General features: G+C 46.8%; 21 protein-coding genes, 1 tRNA gene and 1 pseudogene. 9 read left to right on the top strand and 14 right to left on the bottom strand.

Going from position 1 to position 24,484, the window contains the following annotated elements; translation table 11 throughout:
- From A8L45_RS03520 to galK, 8 genes and pseudogenes are all read left to right on the top strand, one after another.
- Entirely contained in the window at nucleotides 1-1,545 is a 1,545-nt protein-coding gene (locus A8L45_RS03520) for a sugar ABC transporter ATP-binding protein (protein WP_217492114.1), read from the top strand.
- Nucleotides 1,542-2,597 (top strand): ABC transporter permease, encoded by a 1,056-nt coding sequence (locus A8L45_RS03515; RefSeq protein ID WP_083228184.1) that lies wholly within the window; start codon nucleotides 1,542-1,544, stop codon nucleotides 2,595-2,597. Before A8L45_RS03520 ends, A8L45_RS03515 begins: the two co-directional genes overlap by 4 nt.
- Nucleotides 2,587-3,564, top strand: a complete 978-nt coding sequence (gene yjfF / locus A8L45_RS03510) for a galactofuranose ABC transporter, permease protein YjfF (protein ID WP_068899253.1) — start codon at nucleotides 2,587-2,589, stop codon at nucleotides 3,562-3,564. The genes A8L45_RS03515 and yjfF overlap by 11 nt, the downstream gene beginning before the upstream one ends.
- Nucleotides 3,565-3,614: 50 nt before the next feature.
- A complete protein-coding gene (locus A8L45_RS03505) occupies nucleotides 3,615-4,826 on the top strand; it encodes an AraC family transcriptional regulator (protein ID WP_068899251.1) in 1,212 nt (403 codons plus the stop codon).
- A gap of 37 nt (nucleotides 4,827-4,863) precedes the next feature.
- Nucleotides 4,864-7,152: a family 43 glycosylhydrolase gene (locus tag A8L45_RS03500; protein WP_068899249.1), complete on the top strand. Its 2,289-nt coding sequence runs from the start codon at nucleotides 4,864-4,866 to the stop codon at nucleotides 7,150-7,152.
- Between the two features lie 175 nt (nucleotides 7,153-7,327).
- On the top strand, nucleotides 7,328-8,365 hold the full coding sequence (gene galE / locus A8L45_RS03495; protein WP_068899247.1) for a UDP-glucose 4-epimerase GalE: 1,038 nt from the start codon (nucleotides 7,328-7,330) through the stop codon (nucleotides 8,363-8,365).
- 11 nt (nucleotides 8,366-8,376) lie between these two features.
- Nucleotides 8,377-9,421: pseudogene (locus A8L45_RS03490) on the top strand (UDP-glucose--hexose-1-phosphate uridylyltransferase).
- A 34-nt stretch (nucleotides 9,422-9,455) separates the two neighbouring features.
- Entirely contained in the window at nucleotides 9,456-10,607 is a 1,152-nt protein-coding gene (gene galK, locus A8L45_RS03485) for a galactokinase (protein WP_068899358.1), read from the top strand.
- 260 nt (nucleotides 10,608-10,867) lie between these two features.
- Here galK and A8L45_RS03480 read toward each other — a convergent pair whose 3' ends face one another.
- The 7 genes from A8L45_RS03480 to purU form a co-directional block, all read right to left on the bottom strand.
- Nucleotides 10,868-11,860, bottom strand: a complete 993-nt coding sequence (locus A8L45_RS03480; RefSeq protein WP_068899245.1) for an Ldh family oxidoreductase — start codon at nucleotides 11,858-11,860, stop codon at nucleotides 10,868-10,870.
- 99 nt (nucleotides 11,861-11,959) lie between these two features.
- The gene (locus A8L45_RS03475; RefSeq protein WP_068899242.1) at nucleotides 11,960-12,538 is read right to left on the bottom strand and encodes an aminomethyltransferase family protein; all 579 of its coding nucleotides are present in this window, start codon (nucleotides 12,536-12,538) and stop codon (nucleotides 11,960-11,962) included.
- Between the two features lies 1 nt (nucleotide 12,539).
- Complete coding sequence (locus A8L45_RS03470) at nucleotides 12,540-15,461, bottom strand: glycine cleavage T C-terminal barrel domain-containing protein (RefSeq protein WP_068899240.1); 2,922 nt, start codon at nucleotides 15,459-15,461, stop codon at nucleotides 12,540-12,542.
- Nucleotides 15,458-15,775 (bottom strand): sarcosine oxidase subunit delta, encoded by a 318-nt coding sequence (locus A8L45_RS03465; protein WP_068899237.1) that lies wholly within the window; start codon nucleotides 15,773-15,775, stop codon nucleotides 15,458-15,460. Before A8L45_RS03465 ends, A8L45_RS03470 begins: the two co-directional genes overlap by 4 nt.
- Before the next feature lie 10 nt (nucleotides 15,776-15,785).
- Nucleotides 15,786-17,033, bottom strand: coding sequence for an FAD-dependent oxidoreductase (locus A8L45_RS03460; RefSeq protein ID WP_068899235.1), 1,248 nt, complete (start codon nucleotides 17,031-17,033; stop codon nucleotides 15,786-15,788).
- A 32-nt stretch (nucleotides 17,034-17,065) separates the two neighbouring features.
- Nucleotides 17,066-17,947 (bottom strand): bifunctional 5,10-methylenetetrahydrofolate dehydrogenase/5,10-methenyltetrahydrofolate cyclohydrolase, encoded by an 882-nt coding sequence (locus A8L45_RS03455; protein ID WP_068899233.1) that lies wholly within the window; start codon nucleotides 17,945-17,947, stop codon nucleotides 17,066-17,068.
- 22 nt (nucleotides 17,948-17,969) lie between these two features.
- Nucleotides 17,970-18,830, bottom strand: a complete 861-nt coding sequence (purU, locus tag A8L45_RS03450; protein ID WP_068899232.1) for a formyltetrahydrofolate deformylase — start codon at nucleotides 18,828-18,830, stop codon at nucleotides 17,970-17,972.
- Nucleotides 18,831-18,969: 139 nt separating this feature from the next.
- On the opposite strand from purU, the gene A8L45_RS03445 reads away from it, so the two are divergent.
- Nucleotides 18,970-19,725 (top strand): IclR family transcriptional regulator, encoded by a 756-nt coding sequence (locus tag A8L45_RS03445; RefSeq protein WP_068899231.1) that lies wholly within the window; start codon nucleotides 18,970-18,972, stop codon nucleotides 19,723-19,725.
- A gap of 348 nt (nucleotides 19,726-20,073) precedes the next feature.
- On the opposite strand, the gene A8L45_RS03440 is transcribed toward A8L45_RS03445, so the two are convergent.
- The 7 genes from A8L45_RS03440 to A8L45_RS03410 all read right to left on the bottom strand — a co-directional run bounded on the left by A8L45_RS03440 (nucleotide 20,074) and on the right by A8L45_RS03410 (nucleotide 24,064).
- Nucleotides 20,074-20,148 (bottom strand) — tRNA-Gly (locus A8L45_RS03440).
- A gap of 592 nt (nucleotides 20,149-20,740) precedes the next feature.
- Nucleotides 20,741-21,352, bottom strand: a complete 612-nt coding sequence (locus tag A8L45_RS03435; protein WP_068899230.1) for an HrpE/YscL family type III secretion apparatus protein — start codon at nucleotides 21,350-21,352, stop codon at nucleotides 20,741-20,743.
- Nucleotides 21,353-21,422: 70 nt separating this feature from the next.
- Complete coding sequence (locus A8L45_RS03430) at nucleotides 21,423-22,166, bottom strand: hypothetical protein (RefSeq protein ID WP_068899229.1); 744 nt, start codon at nucleotides 22,164-22,166, stop codon at nucleotides 21,423-21,425.
- A 44-nt stretch (nucleotides 22,167-22,210) separates the two neighbouring features.
- Entirely contained in the window at nucleotides 22,211-22,831 is a 621-nt protein-coding gene (gene sctJ / locus A8L45_RS03425) for a type III secretion system inner membrane ring lipoprotein SctJ (protein WP_068899228.1), read from the bottom strand.
- Between the two features lie 13 nt (nucleotides 22,832-22,844).
- Nucleotides 22,845-23,228 carry a hypothetical protein gene (locus tag A8L45_RS03420; RefSeq protein WP_068899225.1) on the bottom strand — a complete coding sequence of 128 codons (384 nt, stop codon included), beginning with the start codon at nucleotides 23,226-23,228 and terminating at the stop codon, nucleotides 22,845-22,847.
- A 114-nt stretch (nucleotides 23,229-23,342) separates the two neighbouring features.
- Entirely contained in the window at nucleotides 23,343-23,705 is a 363-nt protein-coding gene (locus A8L45_RS03415; protein ID WP_068899223.1) for a hypothetical protein, read from the bottom strand.
- A 47-nt stretch (nucleotides 23,706-23,752) separates the two neighbouring features.
- Complete coding sequence (locus tag A8L45_RS03410) at nucleotides 23,753-24,064, bottom strand: hypothetical protein (protein WP_068899221.1); 312 nt, start codon at nucleotides 24,062-24,064, stop codon at nucleotides 23,753-23,755.
- Nucleotides 24,065-24,484: the final 420 nt, after the last annotated feature.

Raw genomic sequence — 24,484 nt, 5'->3', positions numbered from 1 at the left:
ATGCCGGGTTGGCTTTTCAGCCCGGCAAAAAAAGGAAAAGGGATGATGGAAGATCGCATATTGTCAGTCACAGGAATGACCAAGTCATTTCCGGGTGTAAGAGCCCTCTCAGACGTAGACTTCTCATTGCGACGGGGTGAAATTCACGCACTCCTCGGTGGAAACGGTGCTGGCAAGTCAACACTGATCAAATGCATTACCGGGATTTATCGTGCTGAGAAAGGCAAAGTCATTCTCGATGATGTGAATATTACCCGTGCTTCTGCCACCGATATGGCAGAAGTAGGGATAAGCACTGTCTATCAGGAAGTCAATCTCATCCCCACGCAGAGCATTGCAGAGAACATCTTTTTCGGTCGTCAGCCAAAACGATTTGGATTGATTGACAGAAAGCAGATGCATGCTCTGGCGCAGAAGCGAATGGACGAGCTGAATATCAATGTCGATGTCACGCAAAACCTTGATGCGTACTCGGTGGCAGTGCAGCAGATGGTTGCAATTGCCCGCGGTGTAGACATGTCGGCCAAAGTCCTGATTCTTGATGAACCTACGGCATCGCTGGACGGTAAAGAGGTAGAGAATCTATTTGAGATGATGCGAAATCTCGCCAAGAAAGGTATCGGCATTATCTTTGTCACCCATTTCCTCGACCAGGTTTATCAGGTCACGGACCGTATTACCGTGCTCAGAAACGGCACCAAATTGGGGACTTATGACACTGAATCACTGGGTCAGGAAGCGCTGGTTAGGTTGATGCTTAATCAGCCATTAAACAAAAACAGAGAAATATACAAAGACACGTCTGAGGTGAGTAAAGAAGAAATCGCGCTGAACGTAAAAAATATGGGTAAACATCGTTTTCTGGCACCCGTTGATATGATGCTGACCAAAGGCACAGTTTATGGTGTTGCGGGCTTGCTGGGTTCAGGTCGAACGGAACTTGCTCAGCTCCTCTTTGGCCTAGAGCATGCTGACAGCGGCGCGATTGAGATCTTCGGTGAGAGCGAGAAGATTTCATCACCAAGGCAGGCTATCGCGGCTGGTATCGCCTTGTGTCCTGAAGATAGAAAGAGTGAGGGAATCATTCCTGACCTGTCGGTGAAAGACAATATTATCCTCGCACTCCAAGCCAGACGCGGTGTTTTCGATAAAATTCCGGCTGCCGAGCAAGAAGACATCGCCAAACGCTTCATACGTCATCTCAATATTGTTACCTCGCATTGGGACACGCCTGTTAAAAATCTCAGTGGTGGCAACCAGCAAAAGGTCATTCTTGCCCGTTGGTTATGCGTTGAACCAGCCATCTTGATCCTTGACGAGCCAACACGGGGGATTGATGTGGGCGCAAAACAGGAAATCAAACAGATCATCGCCAACCTCTGCAAGCAAGGGGTATCGGTTGTGCTTATTTCTTCTGAGCTAGAAGAGGTCACAGAGTCGAGTGACGAGGTGTTAGTCATGAAGGATAAGCATCCGGTTACGGTTTTGTCAGAGAAACCAGTGACAACTACAGATATCGTCAGGGCTATTGGGAGCGGTGCATGACACTTGCAAATACGAACAAAAACGTACCAGTGAAGCCAAAGAAAACCTGGCCGAGAATCATCAATAATTCGGTTTTCTGGCCAGCGCTTTCCCTCTTTTTATTGATCATCGCGAATGGTGTGTTTGACCCTGGGTTTTTGACGGTCGAAATCAAGAACGGCCACTTATTTGGCAGCTTGATTGATATCGCCAATCGGGCGTCGCCCATCGCTTTACTGGCACTCGGGATGACGTTAGTCATCGCCACGGGAGGGATTGACTTGTCGGTCGGTGCAGTCGTTGCCATTGCAGGCGCAACAAGCGCCTACCTCATATCAATAGTGCAAATAGAGTCCTTGTTGTCCATTGTGGCTATCACTCTCTTAGTGGCTGGTATTGCAGGTGCTTGGAATGGACTTCTCGTGATCTATATCGGTATTCAACCCATCATTGCGACGTTAATGCTGATGGTGGCAGGTCGCGGTGTTGCTCAGCTAATTACCGATGGTCAGGTACTCACCTTTAACTTCCCGGCATTCGAGTTCATCGGCAATGGTTACCTTCTGGGTATTCCCACCCCGGTGATCATCGTCCTCATTATGTATGGACTGACGGCTTGGCTAATGAAGGCAACGTCGCTTGGGCTTTTCATTGCCTCTGTCGGGGGTAATCCAAAAGCAAGCCATTACCTTGGATTGAATGAAAAATTCACCAAGATGTTTGTGTATGCCTTCTGCGGCATTTGCGCCGGGCTGGCAGGGATGATATTGGCCGCTGATATCAAGGGAGCCGATGCCAATAATGCCGGACTATGGTCTGAGCTCGATGCGATTTTGGCAGTAGTCATTGGTGGAACAGCATTAATTGGCGGTAAGTTTTACCTCTGGTCTACGCTGATCGGCGTCCTGCTCCTTCAAACGATCACTACCACGATCCTCACCAATGGTATTCCCGCGCAGTTCACGTTTGTCATCAAATCTGTGGTGGTAGTTCTGGTGATGCTGTTGCTCTCAGCCAAATTCAGGCAGTCAGTCAAAGGACTATTGAAGAAAGGAGCGCAGGATGCAGACTAAATATTTACCTCTTGTCGCGACTGTTGTTGTCTTCTCCGCGCTTTATATTTTCGGCGGATTGATGTTTGAGTCTTTCTTCTCTGTCCGCGTGCTTACTAACCTGTTTAATGATAATGCATTTCTTATTGTCGCGGCAGTAGGGTTAACGCTGGTGATCATCTCAGGCGGTATTGATCTCTCAGTCGGTGCAATGATTGCCTGTGTCGGCGTATCGGTATCCGTCATGATCGAGCACTATCACTTTCATCCGTTGCTCGCGTTTGCTGTCGTTCTCGTTATCGCCACTGCCTTTGGCAGCTTGATGGGGTATCTGATTGATGCTTATGACTTACCACCATTTATCGTGACGCTGGCGGGCATGTTTTTTCTTCGCGGCTTATCTTTGGTGATCAGTCTGGAGTCTGTACCGATCAGCCATAGCTTTTATGATGCGATCAGTGACTTTTCGATCGATTTGCCTGATAACGGCTCAATCACCGTCAGCACACTTATTCTTATCGCTGTGGTTGGCATCTTTACCCTCATTGCTCACTACACGCCGTTTGGCAGGCATATATATGCTATCGGCGGCAGTGAGAGCTCATCGGTATTACTGGGGATACCTGTCAATAAAACAAAAATCATGGTGTACGCCACCAGCAGTTTTCTTGCCGCGTTGGCAGGGATCCTCTTTACGTTTTATACCTTTTCGGGATATGCCCTGTCAGCGATGGGATTGGAGCTTGATGCCATTGCCTCAGCAGTGATCGGTGGAACACTCTTATCGGGTGGTGTCGGCTATGTTATCGGAACACTTTTTGGCGTGCTGATCCAAGGAACGATTCAGACAATTATCACCTTTGACGGAACGTTAAACTCTTGGTGGACAAAAATAATCATTGGTGTTCTTCTATTTTTCTTCATTCTAATACAGAAAATAATTTCATCAGGAGTAATAAATAAAATAGCCAGTAAAGCGAAGGCATAAATTTCTTTTTTTTGTATTAATACACAGTCTATTCGGAATAGGCCTCAAGGATGACAATTACCGCAAGAAGGGTTTCACTTGATACCAGTAAGTTACTGCCTAATCGCTTGAGGCTGGCCGTGCTTTTGAATCCGCTTATTTCTAGACAGGCCAGTATCATTAGAGGAATAAATCAATACCTTTTAAAAGAAAATGTAGATGTTGAAATAATATTCGGAAATGAAATAGTGTCTGAACATCAAGATATTGAAGATATTTGGTTCGATGGCATTATTGCTGATTATTCTGACTCTCTTCAGATAAATACTTTTGAAAGAACAAGCCTACCTATTGTGGGTGTTCTTGAGCAATCTGAAGCAATAGAGAAAAAATTCAGTGTCATGACTGTAGGAATAAATTCGAAGGCGTGTATTGATATGGCAGTCGACTGCTTTGTCTCAGCGGGGATTTATTACATTGGCTGCTATGATGTTTTGGACGATGCCAGTGATCCGCGTTATATCGGTCGAATGCACGCATTTAATTCACTCAGCGAGCGCGAAGATATCCAGACGTCAACGTTTCATGGGATGCTAACTAACTTTCGGTCCTGGAAACAAGAAAATCAGCGACTGATCAACTGGATAAATTCTTTACCTAAGCCTTGCGGCATTGTGGTAATTAATGAAAGTCGTTCGAAAGCACTATTGGATGCCTGTCTGGAGGTTGGCTATCTCGTTCCCGGTGAAGTGTCCATTATCACACTGAAAGAAAATAACATTGACGACTTTATAACCCGACAAAAAATGACCGGAATAAAAATGCCATTAACTGAAGTCGGTGAGTTAGCTTGTGACATGTTAATAAGAAAAATAAGGAAAGAAAGAGTGAAATTTAAGTCTGGCTTAATTTCACCCAGTGATATTGATTTTGGCGAGACTACGCAATCTAATGTCGAACTCGATCCAGTCGTGATTCAGGTGAATACATATATCCGAAATAACTTTAGGCGCGGTATTAAAGTTCAACAAGTGGTCGATAGTATTGGTTTCTCACGAACACTCGTTGAAAAGAAATATAAAGAAAAGATGGGGTATTCCATCCATAAAGCCTTACATGATGCAAAGTTAGATAATGCAAAACACTTACTGATGACAACGGATCTTTCAGTCAGCGACATTGCAAAAATGTCTGGATATTCAGCAGAGGAATACCTTTACCGAGTATTTAAAGCTGAAGTTAATATGACACCTGTAGATTTTAGGGGAAGAAACAAAGCGTAACTACAGTCTTATATATAAATTTCGTGGAGATATGCATATGTTTTCTCATAATAGAAAGCGCGGCTTTTTATTCCCGCTATATTTTATCGTAATTGCGATGCTGTTTGGTTGTGATAAGCCAGCTCCTTTGGGAGTGTTTATTGAGATTAAACGAAATACTCAGAGTATTTACTTTCAGACAGCCAAACCAGCAACAGATATTGAGAAACACGTCGACTTTATAAGTCATGATAATTGCAAGCTGGGCAAGCCATTAGATTTATGGCCGAAAGCAGGAAACAACCAGCGCTGGACAGCTCAACCCGGACCAGAGCCAGATTCTGTGTATCTAAGGGCAGATACAGAGTGCACCGAAGGCCCGAATACTGGCAGTAGGCAACGATGGATGTCTTATATCGATGCTTGTGACTCCCCCCTTGTTGACCTCTGGAGCCAAAGAGGTGCGAACCAGTTATTTAGAATTAAGCCCGCAAACCACATAAGGGACACTGCCAGCGATGGCGAGTTTCGTTATCAGGATGGAAAAATGGTTTGTCTTGAAGCCATATCGCCGGGCAAGTCAAACGCCGCCTGTCATCGTTTTATTGGCTATGACAGTGGACGCGAGACTCAACTTTCACTGAACGATCGCTGCGATGAAAACAGTGCTTTCAGAATGATCGAGGCGTCATCAGCGAAGACCTGCGAATTCAGAGCGTTGAGCTATGACAACAACCTGACTAACTTGGATCTGTGGAGAACGTTTGGCGAAAATCAAACCTTCCAGATGATTGGTCTTAGTAACAATAGATATAAAATAGGTGTAGTGAAGGGGGCAACGAAAAGCGAAATTTTCGCGGTTACCTATTCATCGGATCCCAATGACAATACCTTGAGCCTTGTCAGCTTGGATGAAGCCGATGATCTCACCACGGAATTCGAGTTTATCGTCGAAGAGGGGGAATTGGCACCAGCAAAAATGGCAGGCGGTACATTGATTGCTGTGAATCGTCCTGAGGGAAGCGGGCGATATGTATCGGCAGCGGGAGATTGCGGGGATAATCAGGTAGCACTATCGAAGGACAGTCGACAGAGTTCAGTCAATATCTTTAGCACCAGGTGGGCAGGATATCCAGACTCCATTTCCGTCAAAACTCTCGTTAAACAGAATGGAGAGGGTAACTTTCCTCATTGCCCTGATCCCTTTATCGTTGATTCCGGTGACGCCTATTACCTTACTTGCGCCAGTTTTGATGGCATTAAACTGTATCGAAGCGAGAAATTAGCAAACCCGACAGGCTATGAGCCAGTAGGGTGGATGACACCTGAAAAGTTTGCCGGAAAGGACTTTGGCAGAGCGCCTGAGCATACTTATCCCTACAACGACTCTGTAGATGATACCAACCGACACTGGGCCAACTGTCAGCAGCGCTGGGCGAGTGAAACCTTTAAATTAACAGATCAAGAATACATGTTGATGTTCTCTTCACCTGAGGGAGGACGGTGTCCACCAAAAGAAGCCGAGTCTGATTCGAGATATACCTACATTGGCCGTCACCGAATAGGTGTTGTATTTTCCCATGATGGCCTTGGCGACAGCGCATTTAAGCATGTATCAGATGTTGTGCTCGACTTGGGTAATTTCCATGCGGGTGAGATTGACCCGAATATTTTTAAAGATAATGGGAAATACTATTTCCTATGGAAGCAGGAAAATAACCACTGCTTTTACCCTATATCCCTTAATTATCAATTCGGAGATGAAAAAGACTGTGGTGGGAGTGCGGGTTTTACTGCCAGTCCTGAAACTGTCCTTTTTATTCAGCAAATTGATATTGATCCATACACCGAGTCGATTCAATTGGTAGAGGGTACCAGAAAAGCCCTTTTACGATCAGGTCATGGTTTGTGGGAAGACTCGTGGGTTCCGGGAGGCTCATTAATTGAAGGGCCAGAGCTTATCAAACATGAAGACTACTACTATCTGTTCTACGCATCAGGACGATTCTGCACCGAATCCTATGCCGAAAGTGTTGCCCGGTCACGCTCATTGTATGGTCCTTATGAACCGAGTCCTCACCCATTTTTGCACACAGCGATGTTACCTGAAGATTCGAGCAAAGACCGCACAAGGCTCAAAGGTCCGGGACATGCAGGCTTTATTCAAGAGAGGGAAACAAAAGATTGGTATGCGGTGTTTCATGCCTCTGAGGCCGCTCTTGAATGTTCGAGCATTCATCCCGATTCGCGTTTACCGGCACACGTAGAAAGACGCAGAGCATACATGGGCAAGATTGAATGGCAGGACGGATGGCCAGTGATAAGACCTAATAACTTTATTCACTGAAAGGCTGGGCCGCGATCTTGTCATTCGGGTCGTGGCCCTCGAATATGAATATCAATTAGGAATAGTTAATATTATTTATTAAGTTGTCACAGAGAGAATTTAAATTTGACTGCCACACTTATGACACTCCAGCGATAACAGCGCAGGCAGTGAACAATAGCAAAGGATATTGTGTATGAATGTTTTGGTCACTGGCGGGCTAGGCTATATCGGCAGCCATACTGTCGTTCAACTGATTGAAAATGGCTTTACCCCTGTCATTGTCGATAACCTGGCAAATTCAAGTATTGAAGTATTAGATAGAATCAAGGCGTTAACTGACCATCAAGCATGTTTTTACGAAGCCGATGTTCGTGACGAAAAGTGCCTCGAAGACATCTTTAGCAAGCATAATATTGATGGCGTGATGCATTTTGCAGGTTTGAAGTCTGTTGCTGAATCCGTTGCGGATCCGCTGACTTACTTCGACAACAACGTGAGCGGATCTTTGTCTTTGGTGAGGGCAATGACCCGCGCCAATGTGAAGTGCCTGATATTCAGCTCATCAGCCACCGTTTATGGCGAACCCGAGCGAGTGCCTATTACAGAGGAAGCATCGACGGGAAATATAGCCAGCCCCTATGGTCGGAGTAAACATATGGTTGAACAATGTTTGACCGACCTCCAGTCTGCAACACCTGATTCGAGTATTTGCCTGCTTCGCTACTTTAATCCGGTTGGCGCACATCCTTCAGGTGTGATTGGTGAGGATCCGAAAGGCACTCCAAATAACCTGATGCCATTTATTGCCCAAGTCGCGGTGGGTAAAAGAGAAAAACTTAGTGTATTTGGTAACGATTACCCAACACCAGATGGCACAGGCATACGTGACTATATCCATGTGATGGATCTGGCCGCCGGGCATGTGGCCGCTTTCCAGAAATTGGCTGATAAATCTGGGCTTCATGTGTTTAACCTAGGCACTGGCAAGGGGACCAGTGTCATGCAAATGATTTACACCTTCTCGGTGGCATGTGACGCAAACATTCCCTTCGAAATTTGTCCACGCAGGGCGGGTGATATTGCGGAGTACTGGGCTGATCCGTCCAAAGCGTCGCGTGAGTTGGATTGGCATGCCCGCTATTCATTGATGGAGATGGCGGAGGACACATGGCGCTGGCAGGTCAATAACCCGAATGGTTACACCTCGCCGCGAACTTTTAGTGAGGAGTAAAAGTGAGCAAAATGGTTTTTGATGCTGCTGAACATCCACATCGACGATTTAATCCGATGACCGGACAATGGGTACTGGTTTCACCGCACCGTGCGAAAAGGCCGTGGAGTGGACAAGATGAAAGCCCATCAAAGACAGCTTTACCGCAGTATGACGAGACATGTTTTTTATGCCCTGGCAACACTCGAGTGTCTGGAGAAAATAATCCTGACTTTTGTTCAACGTACGTGTTCGAGAATGACTTTGCGGCACTGACAAAAGAATGCCCCGCATCACCGAAATCTGAAAGTCCTTTGTTCAGAGCAGAGAGCGTTACTGGCCTTAGCCGGGTACTCTGCTTTTCACCCGACCACAGTAAAACCCTGCCTGAGCTTTCTTTACCGCAAATTGGTGCAGTCATAGAGACATGGGACCAACAGCTTCGCGAACTGGGTGAAAAGTATATCTGGGTACAGGTTTCGAAACAAAGGGGAAGCGATGGGGTGTTCGCAGCCTCATCCGCATGGTCAGATCTGGGCGAATAGCTTTGTACCGAATGAAATAGCCAATAAAAATAACCACCTGAAAAGCTACTATCAGGAGCATGGCACTAATTTGCTGGTGGACTATGTCGAACGTGAGGTCGAAGCGGATGCCCGTGTTGTTGTGGAAACAGAGCACTGGGTAGCTGTAGTGCCTTACTGGGCTGCATGGCCTTTTGAAACCATGCTGTTACCTAAAAGCCATGTCCGGAGAATGAACGAGCTTTCTCAACAACAACGCTATGATTTGGCGCATGCGTTGAAATCTTTGACTTGCCGCTATGACAATCTGTTCCGGACGTCTTTTCCTTATTCGATGGGGTGGCACTTTGCGCCATTTTTCGATCCATCAACTGACATCGAGCATTGGCAACTTCATGCGTTGTTTTATCCACCCTTGCTGCGCAGTGCGACAGTAAGAAAGTTCATGGTTGGATATGAAATGCTCGCAGAGAGTCAGCGTGATTTAACACCGGAACAGGCAGCAGAGAGACTGCGTGCTGTCAGCGATATTCACTACAAAGAGCAGGTCTGATATGGAAGACAGAAACGCGGTTGTCACGGGTGATTTGACTGAATTGTGCGAGCGCGCTGGCTCAGTATTTGAAGACGTCTTTGGCTATACCCATCAATATCTTTTTCAGGCACCCGGGCGGGTAAACCTGATTGGTGAGCATACGGATTACAATGGTGGTTACGTTCTGCCTTGCGCGATCAATTTCGCCACTGTTGTGGCTGTTGCAAAGCGCAATGACGATGTAGTGCGTGTTGTCGCGGCGGACTACGATAACGACAGTGATCAGTTCAGCCTCAAGGAAGAAATTGCCGTCCATAAAGAGAAAATGTGGGCGAATTACATACGCGGTGTGGTTGTCGCATTAAATGAGGGCTCGCATGCACTGGGCGGTGTTGATTTGGTGGTCAGTGGTAACATTCCTCAGGGTGCAGGCCTGAGCTCCTCTGCTTCTCTGGAGGTTGCGATCACACAAATGTTTAGCGAACTCTATGATCTTTCACTGAGCCAAAAACAAATCGCATTAATATCCCAAAAAGCCGAGAACGAATTCGTGGGCTGTAAGTGTGGAATTATGGATCAAATGGTATCAGCGACTGCACATGATCGTCACGGCCTACTTATCGACTGCCTGACTCTGGACATTCAACCTGTCGCCTTGCCGGATAACATAAGTGTGTTGATTATCAATTCGAACAAACGGCGTGGGCTTGTTGACAGCGAATATAATTTACGCCGCCAACAGTGTGAAAGCGCTGCTCGCCATTATGGTGTCAATACACTCCGTGAACTGTCATCTGAAGACCTTATGCGCGATCAGTGTGGTTTGGACCCATTGATCTTTAAGCGAGCTAAACATGTTGTCACAGAGAATGAGCGAACGTTGGCAGCCATTGAGGCCCTGTCACAGGAAGCTATGAGTAAATTATCGGAGTTGATGGAAGCGTCTCACATATCCATGCGTAATGACTTTGAAATAACTGTGAGTGAAATCGATTTATTGGTCGCGCTGATAAAAGGAGTCATCGGCACGAGAGGCGGAGTTCGAATGACGGGCGGAGGATTTGGTGGCTGCGTGGTTGCGTTGCTACCCCATGACCTCATCGATAACGTAGTAAACGCCGTTCAAAAGCAGTATGAAGAAATTACTCGACTGAATCCCGAATTCTACATTTGCGTTGCATCAAGAGGGGCAAGCAGAATCTAAATATTTGGGATAAGGCATGCTAGATGGGTTTCAACCTAAGCTAAGCCTCATAGGCATTCTCTTGAATAACTGTCTTTCGCACTTCTGGAAGCGACACTCAGGGCAATTGTCGTATAGCTTAGTGACCAGTTCCGTTAGCATAAATAGGTAACGAATGAGCTTACAATTTTGGATGATAAACGCCACGAGATAGTTTCTTAGCTCGTCGAGAGTAGAGCAAACGGCCCAAGATGCGGGCCGTTTTGTATTGAAACGTAAAATCAGTCTTTTGAGGGCCCCGTCGACAGTTCCAGCGCCAGATGCCACAGGCTATCAGGTACATCGACTTCTGAGAGATCTTTCAGTGATTGGCCGGGCAAGCGAGTGCCTTCATCTTGTGCGACAAGATCGGCGACCTGACCGAAACGTTCAAAAAACACATCAGAATTTTCAGGATCAATCGCCAGAAAGAACTGCCCCAAATCGTGCGGTTCGCCTTGCGTCGCTTTCAGTGGTTTTACGAATTGTGATGCGATGCTGCCGGTAAGACCTGCAGTGAGTAGTTCTGCCATCAGACCAAACCCCCAACCCTTGTAGCCTCCAGCTGAAACCAATGAACCTGCTAATGCTTTTTCTGGCTCTGTGGTGGGGTTGCCATGCTCGTCGAGCGCCCAACCCTCTGGGATTTTCTCTCCGGCTTCTTTTGCCATGGTAATTTTTCCGAGCGCAACAACAGTGGTTGATTGGTCAAACTGCATGGCAATGTTTCCATCACCGTCAGGAACAGAAAAGGCGACCGGGTTTGTGCCAATGGTGCGTATTTTTCCTCCGGGAGGTGCAACAATTGGTGAAGAATTGGTAAAACCAATTGCAATAAACCCCTTACGTGCCAGTTGTTCTGTGAAATAACCCAAGGATGTGCAGGTGTGGCTGTGGCCTATGGCTAACGCGGCGATACCGTTATCTTGCACGGCATCGATGAAGCTGGGAAGTGCCCGTGAGAAAGCCGGTTGCGCAAAGCCATATTTCGCATCAACTTTTACAAAGCCCGGCTTGGGGAGCGTAATGACAGGTTCAGCATCTTTCGATACCCGCCCCGAGACGAGTTGCTGACAGTAACTTTGCAAATAATACAGCCCACAAATCCTATTGCGACGCGATTCGTTCTTCGCAACAGCATGCGCAACAGATTCTGCAATCCAAGGTGTTGCTCCATGTTTTTCTAACGCTGTTTTACAAACCTGATGGATTTCAGGAATCGTAATAACTGGCATACATACTCCTTTGTCATTCTGCATGATGGTCATGCTTACGGATTGGGTGCTTTATTCCCCTCCTTACACGGCGTTGATAATGTTCTTTTACGAGTTTGATTAAAATTCAGCGGCGGCATCATCTAGCGCATGCCATAAATAGCTGGCGCTTGAAATATCACTGAAAATATAAAAACAGGTTTCCTGTTCTTTAGTGGTTGGTGCTCTCACCACAATTGATGACACCCGTGCTACCGATGTTTGGGCAATCGATCCGAGGTCAAAAGCATCGAGTTGAAGATCCACTGCACAAACCTTAGCAAACATTTGCGGGCATGCTGGTCCAGATAGCACGAACATCGCCACGCTATGTTGGCAATAGAGCCGTATAACGTCAGAGGTATCCTCAGATGCTTTTTCAAGATTAGAAAGCGTCGTTGTGTTGAGGTTATCTGCGTCTACCAGCCAATACTCAGTGTGGCTGAGCCTCAACACCAATAAACCATCACTCATTTGTACTGCACGATTTGGCTTGTCAGGAAGCGAGACATTGTGTTGCTCCAGAAAAGCAGCCGCCTTCGTGCCTCTGAAGCCGATGCGATTAGAGGTTGTTGCATCAGAAAATACCAGCGAGGATAGCCCGCGCTTGGTCTCAATTCCGCTGTGTCTGTCATTTGGCTGCGTGCATACCGAAAACATCTTAAACCACCTCCTGTCTTTCGCCATTTGGGTCATAAAAAGGCAGTGCTACAACCTCTGGCCATACTTCCTGACCATCAACTCTTATTGGAAAGCGCGTACCTGTTTTGTGCTGTTCGATACTGACAAATGCGAGACCGATATAGGCATTGAGTGTTGACGAATACTCACAGGAGGTCACGTTACCCGTGATATTTGCATCACCACCTGCTTTATCCAGCACAATATGACCTTCTTCTGGCTTGGCGGAAGACGCATCAAGCCTGAAGCCGACCAGTTTTCGGGTTTGTTCCCGTTGCATCACGATACTCACTGAGCGTGAGCCGACATAAAACGGCTTAGCTTTCGCGATGGCCCAGTCGAGGGACAACTCCCCGGGATGGGACATGCCATCGGTATCCTGCCCTATGATGATATGGCCTTTCTCAAGCCTCAGCAGACGCTGTGCTTCGACGCCAAAAGGACGCATAGAAAATTCGTCACCCGCTGCAATCAGCATGTCCCAAATTTTCAGGGCGAAGAGGGTAGGCATGTGGATCTCATAACCAAGTTCGCCGACAAACCCGACGCGAAGCAGTCTTACAGGCATGCCATTAATATGGCCTTCGCGATAGGCGAGGTAGGGGAAGCCTTCCGGCGATAAATCAACATCGTCGCAGACTTTCTCTAAGACTTTTCGTGACTGCGGACCCGCCACATTCACGGCGGAAAAGGCGGTGGTGACATTAGCGATATCAAGGTTCATCCGCCACTGCGCATTCCATTTGGTCATTTCTCGGTAAACCGCATCTGCACCGCTGGTGGTTGCGGTCACGTAGTAGTGATCATCGGCAATACGGCAGGCAACTCCATCATCAATGACTACGCCCTGCTCGTTAGTCAAAATGGCATAACGGGTTTTTCCGACCGGCTGTTTAACGAACGCAAAAGTATACATGCGGTTCATAAACTCAGCGGCGTCCGGCCCCTGTATCTCAATGCCACCCAGTGTACTGACATCAATGATGCCGACGTTGGTGCGCACGGCTGAAGCTTCTTCCTGAATTAAGGTGTTGCGGTTTTCTGGTTTGCCGTAAAACGCAGGGCGACGCCAAGCGCCTGCGGACATAAAGTGTGCGCCGAGACTTTCATGTCGCGGGTGTATTTGCGTCAGGCGAACCGGATTAAAAATGCGGCCTGCTAGCAGCGAAAGTTTTTCGGGTACAAAAGGGGGGCGAGCCGTGGTTACGCCTGTTTCACTGACTGTTCTATCAGTCGCCTTTGCTACCAGACGGGCCGTAGCCAGCGCAGAGTGACGCCCCTGAGAGGGCCCCATCCCCACGGTTGAAAATCGCTTTACCAATTGAATGTCACGGTAGCCAAGACGTGTGGCGTTAACAATGTCTTTTGTTTGCAGGTCTTCATCAAAATCGACAAAGTCACGGCCTTTCGGGTGCGGGAAAATAGGCCAAGGAAAATTGGTCGCTTCATCGCACGTAATCTCTGTGGTTTCGCTATCAGAGAGAGCATCAGACATACCCAGTAAATATAAACAGGCCTCTGCGGCTCTTTTACCATCAGCGATGACTTTTTCAAGATCATGAATACCATTGACAGAGCCAGCAATGTGGAGGTTTTCTGGTAGGTTTCTAAGGGTGAACCTCGCACTGCCATCGTCATAACTGAGTTGTGCACCGGCCTGACAAAGTAATTGATAGGCAGGCATATACCCCGATGAGACACACAGAAGATCACAGGCAAGGGTGGATAGCTTTTCTCCCACCTTGTACTCATCATCAATCGCATGAATCTCCAGTGAGGAAAGGCGATTGTTTGTTGCTGTGGCTTCATACACGGTCGCGCCCATGATCACAGGCATACTCAGTGTTTCGGCAGCCTTAAGCAGTGCCGAATCTGGGTTGTTCTTACGCATATCAACGATAGCTGCAATGTTCACACCTTGCTGAGCAAGCTCGATAGCCGTCATGTAGCCATCGTCATTACCTGTCAGTACTACGGCGTTTTCACCAGGGGCGACTGCATAATGCTTCATCAAACGCATCGCTGCGCTACACAACATAACGCCGGGCAGGTCGTTGTTTCGAAACACCACGTGCTGCTCGAATTCACCTGAAGCGACGATACATTGCTTGGCTCTGACTTTGTACATACGGTTACCCGTCAGAACGGGCAGGTAATTATCGGTAAACCACGCATTGCAGACGGCATCTGTCAGTATGCGAATATTGGGGTGATCCGATGCCAGAGATAGCAATTTTTCCAGTGTCGTGTCAGCCACTTCGCCATCGATATCGAAGCGATGATACGTCAGTGCTCCACCAAGTTGCTTGTTTTCATCCACCAGAATGACGTTTGCACCTTGCTGCGCGGCGGTAATGGCCGCACTCAGGCCTGCCGGGCCAGCACCGACAACAATGACATCACAGAACAGATAGGCTTTATCGTGGTAGGTCGGTTCGAATGCTAGATTAGCCTTGCCGAGACCGGCCTTTTTGCGAATGACAGGCTCCCACTTATCCCAAACGCCGAGAGGTTTATAAAAGGCACGGTAATAAAAGCCGACAGGCAAGAAACGGCTGAGTTTATCCAGCAGCTCATCTTTGTCTTTTTCCAGTGTGCCGTTGTAATTCTGCCCCATGCTTACAGGCGCATCGGAGATCGCAACTTTGTCCGCTAATACATTCGGTTCGTCGGGCAACTGAATCAGGGTGTTGGCATCTTGTCCTGCCATGGTGAGCGGGCCTCGGGGACGATGGTATTTAAACGAGCGCGACATCAGCCACTGTTTATTGGCGATCAGTGCGCTGGCGATAGTGTCTCCCTCAACACCGACATATTGTTTGCCTTCAAACTCAAATTGGACCTTCTTGTCCCGCGAGATGAGCGAGCCCATTGGATGGGGTAAGCGATTGGCGCCACTCATTGTTTGCCTCCTTGTTGTTTGTCGGCAGGCGCATCAGCGGTAAAGCTGATCTTATCTTTGAATAACTCACTCGGGTCGTAGGTTTTGATAATGTCGTCGCTTGCGGTATGCCGCTCAGCAATAAACCAATATCCTGAGGCTGTGTGGCACCACCATTCCTGCACGACCTTGATGGTGTTGTCTGAGTAAAAGACGTATTCAGCCCACTCTTTATCGGAACAATTGCGGTGATCAGGCATCGCTTTGACTTCACCGCCATAGACAAATTCATTGATGTTTCTCGGACCATTTAAGGGGCATGGCATAACTTTCATGACAGTTCTCCTAGTGACTTGCGGCCGTAGCCCCCATTTCGTTTACCTGACGGAAAGCATCAAACCTGTCCATTGAGAAGGGCGCGATTAACTCCGGCACTTTCCCACCAGATGCCACAAGTTCTGCCATGGTCTTTCCACATATTGGGGTAGCTTTGAAGCCCCATGTTCCCCAGCCCGCATCGAGGTAATAGTTATCTACCGGGCTCAGCCCCATGACTGGGCTGTAGTCGGTTGTCATGTCCGTCGTTCCAGCCCATTGGCGCAGCAGTTTGAAGTTAGCCATGAACGGGAACATCTCTATCGCACTGGCAATCAGGCTTTCTTTCAGTTCAAGCGTCGAACGGGTGTTATACAGCGGGTAGGGGTCGGATCCGCCACCAAACACAATTTCTCCCCGTCCTGTTTGCTGCACATAACAGTGCAATGCAGAGGAGCTGACCAAGGGATCGAGGAACGGCTTAACCGGCGTGGTCACCATGGCTTGCAGCGGATAACTTGTCAGCGGCATTCTGAACCCTGCCATCGCGGCGACAACAGAGCTGTGCCCTGCGACTGCCTGAACCACGCAACCACACCCAACGGAGCCGCGATTAGTATCAACCGAGACCACCTTCCCGTTTTCGGTATTTATCCCTGTCACTTCGGTGAGCTGATGAAGCTCCACGCCACGTTTTGTCGCGCCTTTGGCGTAGCCCCAGGCTACCGCATCGTGCCTGGCTGTTGCCCCGTCGATATGCCATAGGCCAGCAAGAACGGGAAGGTCAGCAGGGTTCATGTTAAGAGTGGGGACTAACTCCCGGATTTGTTGTGGGTCGATGAGTTCTGTGCGACCGCCGAAATGTTTGTTCACCTCGGCGCGTTGACGGAAGGAGCGAATGGTGGCGTCTGTGTGGGCTAGCGTTAACTGCCCGCGTGACGAATACATGATGTTGAAGTCGAATTCGTTCGACAGCTCCCTGAACAGTTTGACTGACTCGCTATAGAACCTAACGCCCTCCGGGGTCAGGTAATTTGAGCGAATGACGGCGGTGTTTCTTGCGGTATTCCCTCCGCCCAAGTACCCCTTTTCAAGCACTGCAATATTGGTGACCCCATGATATTTAGCGAGATAATATGCCGTTGCAACGCCATGGCCGCCGCCGCCGATAATCACGACATCGTAATGGCGTTTCAGGTCACTGGGCACGGGCAAATCCCAGTCTTTCTCAAAGGGGTAGTCGTTAGTCAGACCATATTTTAAAAGTGAAAAAGGCACGTGACTTCCTCTTGTTAACGTATTCCGCCTTGCTAGCGCAATCCCATAGCTTGCTGCTCTGAGTCCAGTTGCTTTGCTGCGACCAGCGTATTTTTGATCAGACTGGCGATCGTCATTGGCCCCACGCCACCGGGTACGGGTGTGATTGCCCGGCATTTTTCCGCGACATCATAAAAATTTACGTCACCGACTAATTTGCGTTTGCCGCCCTTTTCGGTGGCATTGATTCCTACATCAATAACCACTGCACCGGGTTTTACCCACTCATCGGTAACCAGCTCGGGAACCCCAGCAGCGACCACTAAAATATCGGCCTGCTGACACAACCTATCTGCAGCGACAGACTTTGAATGGACAATGCTTACTGTGCAGTCTGCCTGAAGCAGCAGACTCGCCATCGGCTTTCCGACAATGTTTGAGCGGCCTATGACCACGGCATGTTTACCCGCTAGGTCGCCAAATTCTCTCTGGAGAATTTCAAGACAGCCCAATGGTGTGCATGGAATAAGCTTAGCTTGTCCCGAGGCCAATAAGCCTGCGTTGATAGGGTGGAAACCATCGACATCTTTGTCTGGAGCGATCAGGTTGAGAATGCGACCCTCAGAAAGGTGACGCGGTAACGGTAGCTGAACCAGTATGCCATGAACGTCTTCACGTGCGTTGAGCTCAGTCACCACATCATCCAATTCCTGTTGCGTGCAGTCTTGTTCCAGCCGCTTCACAACCGATGAGACGCCCGCTTTCTCTGCGCTGCGGATTTTGTTGCGAACATAAATGGCACTGGCAGGATCGTCGCCCACCAAGACGACAGCGAGGCTGGGACGTTGATAGCCTTGCTCCATTCTTGTCGCGATTTCCTGACCGATTTCTTCAATCAAAGTGTCAGAGATTTCCCGACCATTGATAACCTTCACTGATACACTTCCCTGTCTTGAGTTATTGGAAAACCACGGTTTTGTTGCCGTACATAAACACCCTATGTTCCAGGTGCAGCCTCACTGCTGATGCCAATGCAATGGTCTCGGTATCTCGGCCGACAGCAACCAATCTTTCTGGTGAATAGGTGTGACCAACAGGCTGAACACTTTGCTCAATGATCGGCCCTTCATCGAGATCAGAGGTGACGTAGTGGGCCGTCGCACCAATGAGTTTCACCCCTCTTGCATGCGCCTGATGGTAGGGCTTGGCACCTTTAAAGCTCGGCAGGAATGAGTGGTGAATATTGATGGCTTTGCCGTGCAATTTTTTACACATATCATCAGAGAGGATCTGCATATAGCGGGCAAGCACCACGAGTTCAGTCTGGGTTTCGGTGATCACATCCTGTAACGCGGCTTCCTGGCGGGACTTATTTTCCGAGTTGATCGGTAACCAGATAAAACGTATGCCTGCGCGTTCAACGATAGGGCGAAGGTCTTTGTGGTTTGAGACCACTGCGGTGATCTCCATGGGTAACTCGCCTGTTTCGTGACGGTAAAGTAAGTCTTTCAAGCAATGGTCGAATCTACTCACCATCAGTAAAACTCGCATGGGTGTATCCGCATCAAAGAACTGCCAGTCCATATTAAAGTGACTTACCTGTGCCTCAAATCCGGCCTTTATCATGTCTAAATCCACTTCTGTGGATTCAATACGGCAAACCGCGCGCATAAAGAAATTGCCGTTTTCCTCATCATCAAATTGATGAAGCTCCGAGATGTAGCAGCTGAGTTCTGCCAGATAAGAGGTGACGGCAGCAAGTATCCCGCTTGATGCGTCACAGGTGGCTTTGAGAATAAATTCCTTTGAATCTGGCATAAGTGGTCCCGTTAGTTACGCTATCGACTTTTCAGATTTATATGTAAACTGACAAAAAATTGACACGAATATTGAAGAAAAATGTCAAATCACTACATAGTTTATTTACATGTGAAATTTCTATTTACTGGTGAGAAAAATGAGTAAGGCAGACTATCAGGTTCAGTCTTTGGCAAGAGGGTTGGAAATTATCGAGCTGTTTGATGCAGAGCATCGGATTCTCAGCACTCACGACTTTGCTGATCGGCTTGGTGTCAGCCAGTCATCGGTCTATCGGATTATTCAAACCTTGCTGGATAAAAACTACCTGAGAAAGGTTGCCAGAAATGCCTATACACTTGGGCCGCAGGTGGTGTCGCGTGGTTTCGCATTTCTTGCTGGTCAGAGTCTGGTCGATGTGGCTGCGCCGCACCTTAAAAGGTTAAGAGACGAGACCAGTATTTCGTGTCATTTAGCGGTTCGAGATGGGTTAGAAACACTTTATATTTACCGGGCTCAGGCATCACAAAGGCTATCGGTTAACATACCTCTTGGGACTAGGTTGCCCTGCCACACTAACGCAATGGGGCGTATTTTGCTGCAACAACTCAGCGACGTGGAGCTCAGCGCGGTCTACAACTCAATACAGCTGGATATGTACCCCAATCCCCATCCTCAGACGCTTCCTGAACTTAGACATCTTATCGCTGTGGAGAAGAAACAAGGTTTTTCGCATAGCCGTTCTGACAACGCCAGTGCTATTGCAGTGCCGATTACTGATTATCTTGGCAACATCATTGCCGCTATAAATATCTCTGGTGCCGAGCAGGTGATGGATAAACAGCATAAGTTTGAGGCGGCAAAGACAAGCTTGATGAATACCGCTAAAGCGATATCGAGTGAAGTGCCCGTCTAGCTTTTCCGATGAGGAGGAAGTGTTGTCTATTACAGTTCACCTCGGAAAAAACATCCAATAAACAAGGTTCATTTTTCAAGTGATCTTCTAGAGAGTGTTTGTTCCAGGCGAATGGGTTTACTGGCCCTTTTATGTCTGCCTCGCTTTTAATCGAAAGCAGCGAGCTGGCTATCGCGCTTTAGATGATGGCTTGAACCATCCACTGTGCTGAGATGCGCAAAATTTTGGATATACATGTTAAGCGTGTTTTCATCTCTTCTTAGCAGATAAAACCTGGTTGAAGCAAGGGGCCACTATTTGCTTGGGCAATGTTTTATCGTGCATTGAATCAGTGGAAAGGTAAGTCATTGGAGCGGGCAGCGGGAATCGAACCCGCATCATCAGCTTGGAAGGCTGAGGTAATAGCCATTATACGATGCCCGCTTCGAGATGTGCATCTTGGCTTGCTATGAATTCATCATAGTGTTTCTTGCCACTAACTCAATGCTTACTTGGTTCATTTGCTTACAAGATAACCATTCACAGCATGGTAATGTGATCTTTGTTGTGTTTGCTGCTAGTTTGAGCGGCTAACTCTCTATTATGAAACACTTTTTTTACTGTCATTATTCACTCTTGGTCACTGTGATTCTCTAAAAATCGCGTCAACGAAAAATTCTGTCGCAAATACGTCGGCTATAAAAATTTACATCAGTGATCCGTGCATTAGATTGACCCTGCCAAAGCGCTCAACCAGAGTCATGAAACTATATATGAATATGGTTTAGTATCAGCAAATACACTTAAGACAAAAGAGGAAGAAGGAAGAGGTTGCTGTTCAAGAACCATTTATGACAAGGGGTATTCGAGGGGAATCGGTACCTATAAGTAGGGTGTGATGGTTGATAAGAAAAGACCGGAATTCTGGCGCTTGCACTGAATATGTTGGGATGTAGAAAGCAACATATTACAAGAACATTAAAAATGGGCGGCTCTCTGTTTTCAGTAACAGAGCCTGTGAGAGAATCAGAAAATTTTATAAGCCCATTTTTCCCTTATCAATAAACAGAAGGTTTACAGCTTGCTCCCAGTCAATAGAGAACTCTCCATTTGCGGATTCAAGTCTTAGGCTGTCAAACTGGAGGGTCGGGTCGCTGTTAATATCCCAAAATAAACGTTGTGAAGACAGCGCGGTTCTTACTGCTGTAGCCCTTGATGGGTTGCAGTATAGTTTCCCTTGAGCTGGCGCGGTTTTACACTCTGCCAATTGCTTAACTAACGCCGAAATTTTCTGTTCTTCTGTCGTTTCATTCAACAACTGACCAACAACTGAGTTTACGATATCAACTACCGCTGATTCTATTCCATTGATATAATTTTCGCGTAATTCAGCCGTCTCTTGCTGCCAACGATTAATGCTCTCCCAGCCCTGTTGAATTTGCTTTTCTATCTCAACTTCAGCGGTTCTCATTCTCTCATCGACAAGTCGTGCAGCATAAGATTTCACTTTCTTAACAGCTTTTGCCTCGACACTTCCCAGCTCGTCGAGCTTTTCTAGCTCATCAGCTTTGATGAGATTAATAGAAGGTGTTATTGGATAAATACTTTCGTCAAGATTGATGCTGGAGCTGACAAACGATGAGCTCATTGGAGTCCTCGCAAAAAAATTTTGCCACCACATTGGGCGGCAAGTTTTGTTGAATCTAGGCTAGTAGTTGCTAGCTTACGAGTGCCGCTTGCGCCTTCTCAGTATCCTGCTTCATCTGCAGTTTTTGTTCATCCGTCAATTCCGGAATCTGCTTCGCGACAGGTTGATTTTGCTCTGCCATGAACAAGGCTGTTTTCATAACATAGTTAAGCTTAGCAGGTGAAATCAGTAAGTTACTCTCGGGTAGACGAATATCTTTATCAAATCGGACACGGTATCTCGTCCAAAATGCTGGGTCATTTACCGCCCAACTGCGGATAAGGAGTGCTGAAAGCACTGCTACTGGATGCTGAGTTTCGTCTTGTAGAATCGAAATCACAGTATCCCTATGTGTATCGCCGTATTGGTGAAGATTTAAACCAGCGGCGAACCTAAAGCACCAGATTCTTTCATCTTCATTCAAATCGCCAGCAACATGACCGTCAGTTAAAATCGCAGAAACAAAAGAAAATACCCGAGATTCAATATCCGGAGCAATCGTCGCAAGAGAAAGGGAAAGTGGGTTGACTATCTCTGGCTCTGGTGCAAAATCAATTTTCAATGTCTCAAGGATCTCATCATAGTGCATTGCTTCTGCAATTGAGTCCTCGATTAACGATGTATCAAGAACACTTGCCCATGAGCCGTGAAGGCGAATCCACGGGCGACACCAAAACATTGACCACTCAAACTGGCCCGGTGAACTCTTTAATTCTTGTTGTTGTTCCGGGTTCAAGGCGGTGCTGTCTTCCGTGGTGATGTGGTCAATAGTCATTTCTTACTCCCTCAATACATTCCGTTTGTCAATTCAGGTAGAGATTAAAACGATGCTGATGCATAGCCTGGAGCAAGACGCTCACTGGCAAAGAACTCAAGTGCTATTGCGTTTGGCTCAGACTTAAGACCCGGGACGCTCGCTGAGATAATGCGTAAGATCTTTGGAGCCAAGATGTCTGGGTCTAAGTTGTATTGGTGTTTGATAAATACAGCAGCAGAAGACGGCTGCAAAGGCTGACCGGGAGACACTTTTTGTGGGAGAACAACGTGAACTCTAGCAAGCACTACACCATCAATTTGCGAAAGAGTATGTTCAATCTCTTGTGATATTGCGTGTATGTAGCGAGCACGTTCCTCGATTGGTGTCGATATAATGCCTTCTTTCTTAAACACTTCACCCATGCTCACCTTGTCACGACGTGGGAGGCCAACAGCACGGAGAATTCTTACCGCTCGTGCAATATCCTGTTTAGCGACGAGAATATTGACACCGTTTTTGCTCATTTGTTTTGATGTATCTATACCTGACGCCATCAGTTCGGCGAGGACTTCGTTAGCCTCACGTTCGCTTAAACCGGTATGCAGCTGAGTCGATTCATCACACCCGGTAAGAGCAAAAAGTGCTAAAAAAGTAATGAGTAATTTTTTTATTGGAGCATTCATCACAACCTCCCAGTTAATTCGTACTGGTGATTTTGTTAATGGCTTGAGCTCCAGATTGCGCTAACTTAGCGATGATAAGAGCTTGGGTAGCCTTTTCATCTGCAGCAAGCTTCGCTTTAGCCAATTCAATATGATTTTCAGCCTGTTCAACATTTTTCGTCAATTTGTCCTGGTCGAAAGAAGCGCTTTTAAGTTGGTTTAAAAGGTTCTTAAACGTGTCGGAGGGACTTACACCTTGAACTTGCTCAGAGACTTCGCTTTGTACATATTTAAAGAAATTTACGTCTACCGAATTTGTGCTGATATCAGGTCTTGTCACAACATCGTTGATCTTCAACTTATCGAGTGAGTTGTTATCAACAAGTCTGTTTAAGGCGCTGTTGCTTGAAATAGACATAGGGGAACTTCCTTTTAAACATCCTTTTAACAGAAGGGTTATAAAAAGATATAACCCTCTGTGTTGCTACATGATTCGAATGATGTTTTTCATACAAACCGCGAGTAACATCTCCTACATGTGCTGACCGATAGAACGCGTTACGTTACCTGCATTTTTGAGTTGGTTAGTCATTGAGTCGTTGAGCATTCTGTTTTGACTATCATTCATTGCGAGGTAGAGGTTTTGTCTTTGTTGCTGCTGGTTAATGATTTCGTTGTTCATTAATTGGCGAGTTTGTTGTCTAAAGTTTTGTTGCTGGGTCATGTTGTGAATTTGGTTTTGTAAACCGAATCCAGCCTGATCCAATACATTGTTTATACCAGCACCGCCATAAGCGTTTGGCAAATTAAAAGGTGTAGGCGCACCTGCTCCAAAGCCATATTGACCTGGGAATCCGCCATAACCACCGAAACCGCCTCCGAGTTGACCAAACATAATATCTCTCCTTTTTCTGTTTGAAATTTCGTATAAGAATGTACGCCCTACGAGTCTGAAACCAATCTGCCGATTTTCTGTGCAAGCTTCATATCAAGAGATAGACGAGTTGAAAGTTGACTGTTGCCGATTGCATGTTCAGCAAGAAAACTATTCTGGGCATCTTTCATTCTCATTATTTTCATGAGGTTGGCAGATGCTTCTTGGCGCTGTTGGTCAAATGTCGACAAATCAATACGGTTAGCGCTCTGATACTGGTTACCAGATGCTCCGTAAATTTTTGACAACATGTTTCCCATATCAGTAGAAAACATGCTGTTAGCAGTTACGCCATTGTTGCTATTTCCATTGCCGTACATAACAACTCCTTGTGCACTCAAAATTACTGTTAGCATTGGTTTTAGAGTTAGCGATGACAAGTCGTTTTGTTGTCGCTGCTCTTAGAACTATTAGTGTGTGCTTTTGAACCATATCTGGTTCCAAAATATTTGCAGTTAGGTAACAAGTTTTTTTCGTTCACTTGTGGATACACCTAAAAGATACAGATATGCACTCAGTTCCTAAGAGTGAGTGCTACTCAAAACAATGTAGTTCCATATATTTTGATTTTTTTTGCACAGAGGAGTGCTATCGATATATCCAATTAAATCAGAGAGATATTCAATTTTGGTGAAGAGGTTCAATGTTTACATAGTTAAAAAAAGTATTTTTTTAAACGGAAGCGTCATATTTTCTGTGAAGATGACTTCTATTCTTATGCTGGTGATTTAGTCTAAATC

This window comes from Veronia pacifica (assembly GCF_001707825.1).
Lineage (GTDB): Bacteria > Pseudomonadota > Gammaproteobacteria > Enterobacterales > Vibrionaceae > Veronia > Veronia pacifica.
Note: the sequence above shows the minus strand (reverse complement) of the source record. Positions and strands in the feature narration are given on the sequence as shown.

Bases quoted from the DNA above. Each gene is read 5' to 3' on its own strand.
- A8L45_RS03520 (WP_217492114.1), top strand. From the start codon at position 1: ATGCCGGGTTGGCTTTTCAGCCCGGCAAAAAAAGGAAAAGGGATGATG.
- A8L45_RS03515 (WP_083228184.1), top strand. From the start codon at position 1,542: ATGACACTTGCAAATACGAACAAAAACGTACCAGTGAAGCCAAAGAAA.
- yjfF (WP_068899253.1), top strand. From the start codon at position 2,587: ATGCAGACTAAATATTTACCTCTTGTCGCGACTGTTGTTGTCTTCTCC.
- A8L45_RS03505 (WP_068899251.1), top strand. From the start codon at position 3,615: ATGACAATTACCGCAAGAAGGGTTTCACTTGATACCAGTAAGTTACTG.
- A8L45_RS03500 (WP_068899249.1), top strand. From the start codon at position 4,864: ATGTTTTCTCATAATAGAAAGCGCGGCTTTTTATTCCCGCTATATTTT.
- galE (WP_068899247.1), top strand. From the start codon at position 7,328: ATGAATGTTTTGGTCACTGGCGGGCTAGGCTATATCGGCAGCCATACT.
- A8L45_RS03480 (WP_068899245.1), bottom strand. From the start codon at position 11,860: ATGCCAGTTATTACGATTCCTGAAATCCATCAGGTTTGTAAAACAGCG.
- A8L45_RS03475 (WP_068899242.1), bottom strand. From the start codon at position 12,538: ATGTTTTCGGTATGCACGCAGCCAAATGACAGACACAGCGGAATTGAG.
- A8L45_RS03470 (WP_068899240.1), bottom strand. From the start codon at position 15,461: ATGAGTGGCGCCAATCGCTTACCCCATCCAATGGGCTCGCTCATCTCG.
- A8L45_RS03465 (WP_068899237.1), bottom strand. From the start codon at position 15,775: ATGAAAGTTATGCCATGCCCCTTAAATGGTCCGAGAAACATCAATGAA.
- purU (WP_068899232.1), bottom strand. From the start codon at position 18,830: ATGCCAGATTCAAAGGAATTTATTCTCAAAGCCACCTGTGACGCATCA.
- A8L45_RS03445 (WP_068899231.1), top strand. From the start codon at position 18,970: ATGAGTAAGGCAGACTATCAGGTTCAGTCTTTGGCAAGAGGGTTGGAA.
- A8L45_RS03435 (WP_068899230.1), bottom strand. From the start codon at position 21,352: ATGAGCTCATCGTTTGTCAGCTCCAGCATCAATCTTGACGAAAGTATT.
- A8L45_RS03430 (WP_068899229.1), bottom strand. From the start codon at position 22,166: ATGACTATTGACCACATCACCACGGAAGACAGCACCGCCTTGAACCCG.
- sctJ (WP_068899228.1), bottom strand. From the start codon at position 22,831: ATGAATGCTCCAATAAAAAAATTACTCATTACTTTTTTAGCACTTTTT.
- A8L45_RS03420 (WP_068899225.1), bottom strand. From the start codon at position 23,228: ATGTCTATTTCAAGCAACAGCGCCTTAAACAGACTTGTTGATAACAAC.
- A8L45_RS03415 (WP_068899223.1), bottom strand. From the start codon at position 23,705: ATGTTTGGTCAACTCGGAGGCGGTTTCGGTGGTTATGGCGGATTCCCA.
- A8L45_RS03410 (WP_068899221.1), bottom strand. From the start codon at position 24,064: ATGTACGGCAATGGAAATAGCAACAATGGCGTAACTGCTAACAGCATG.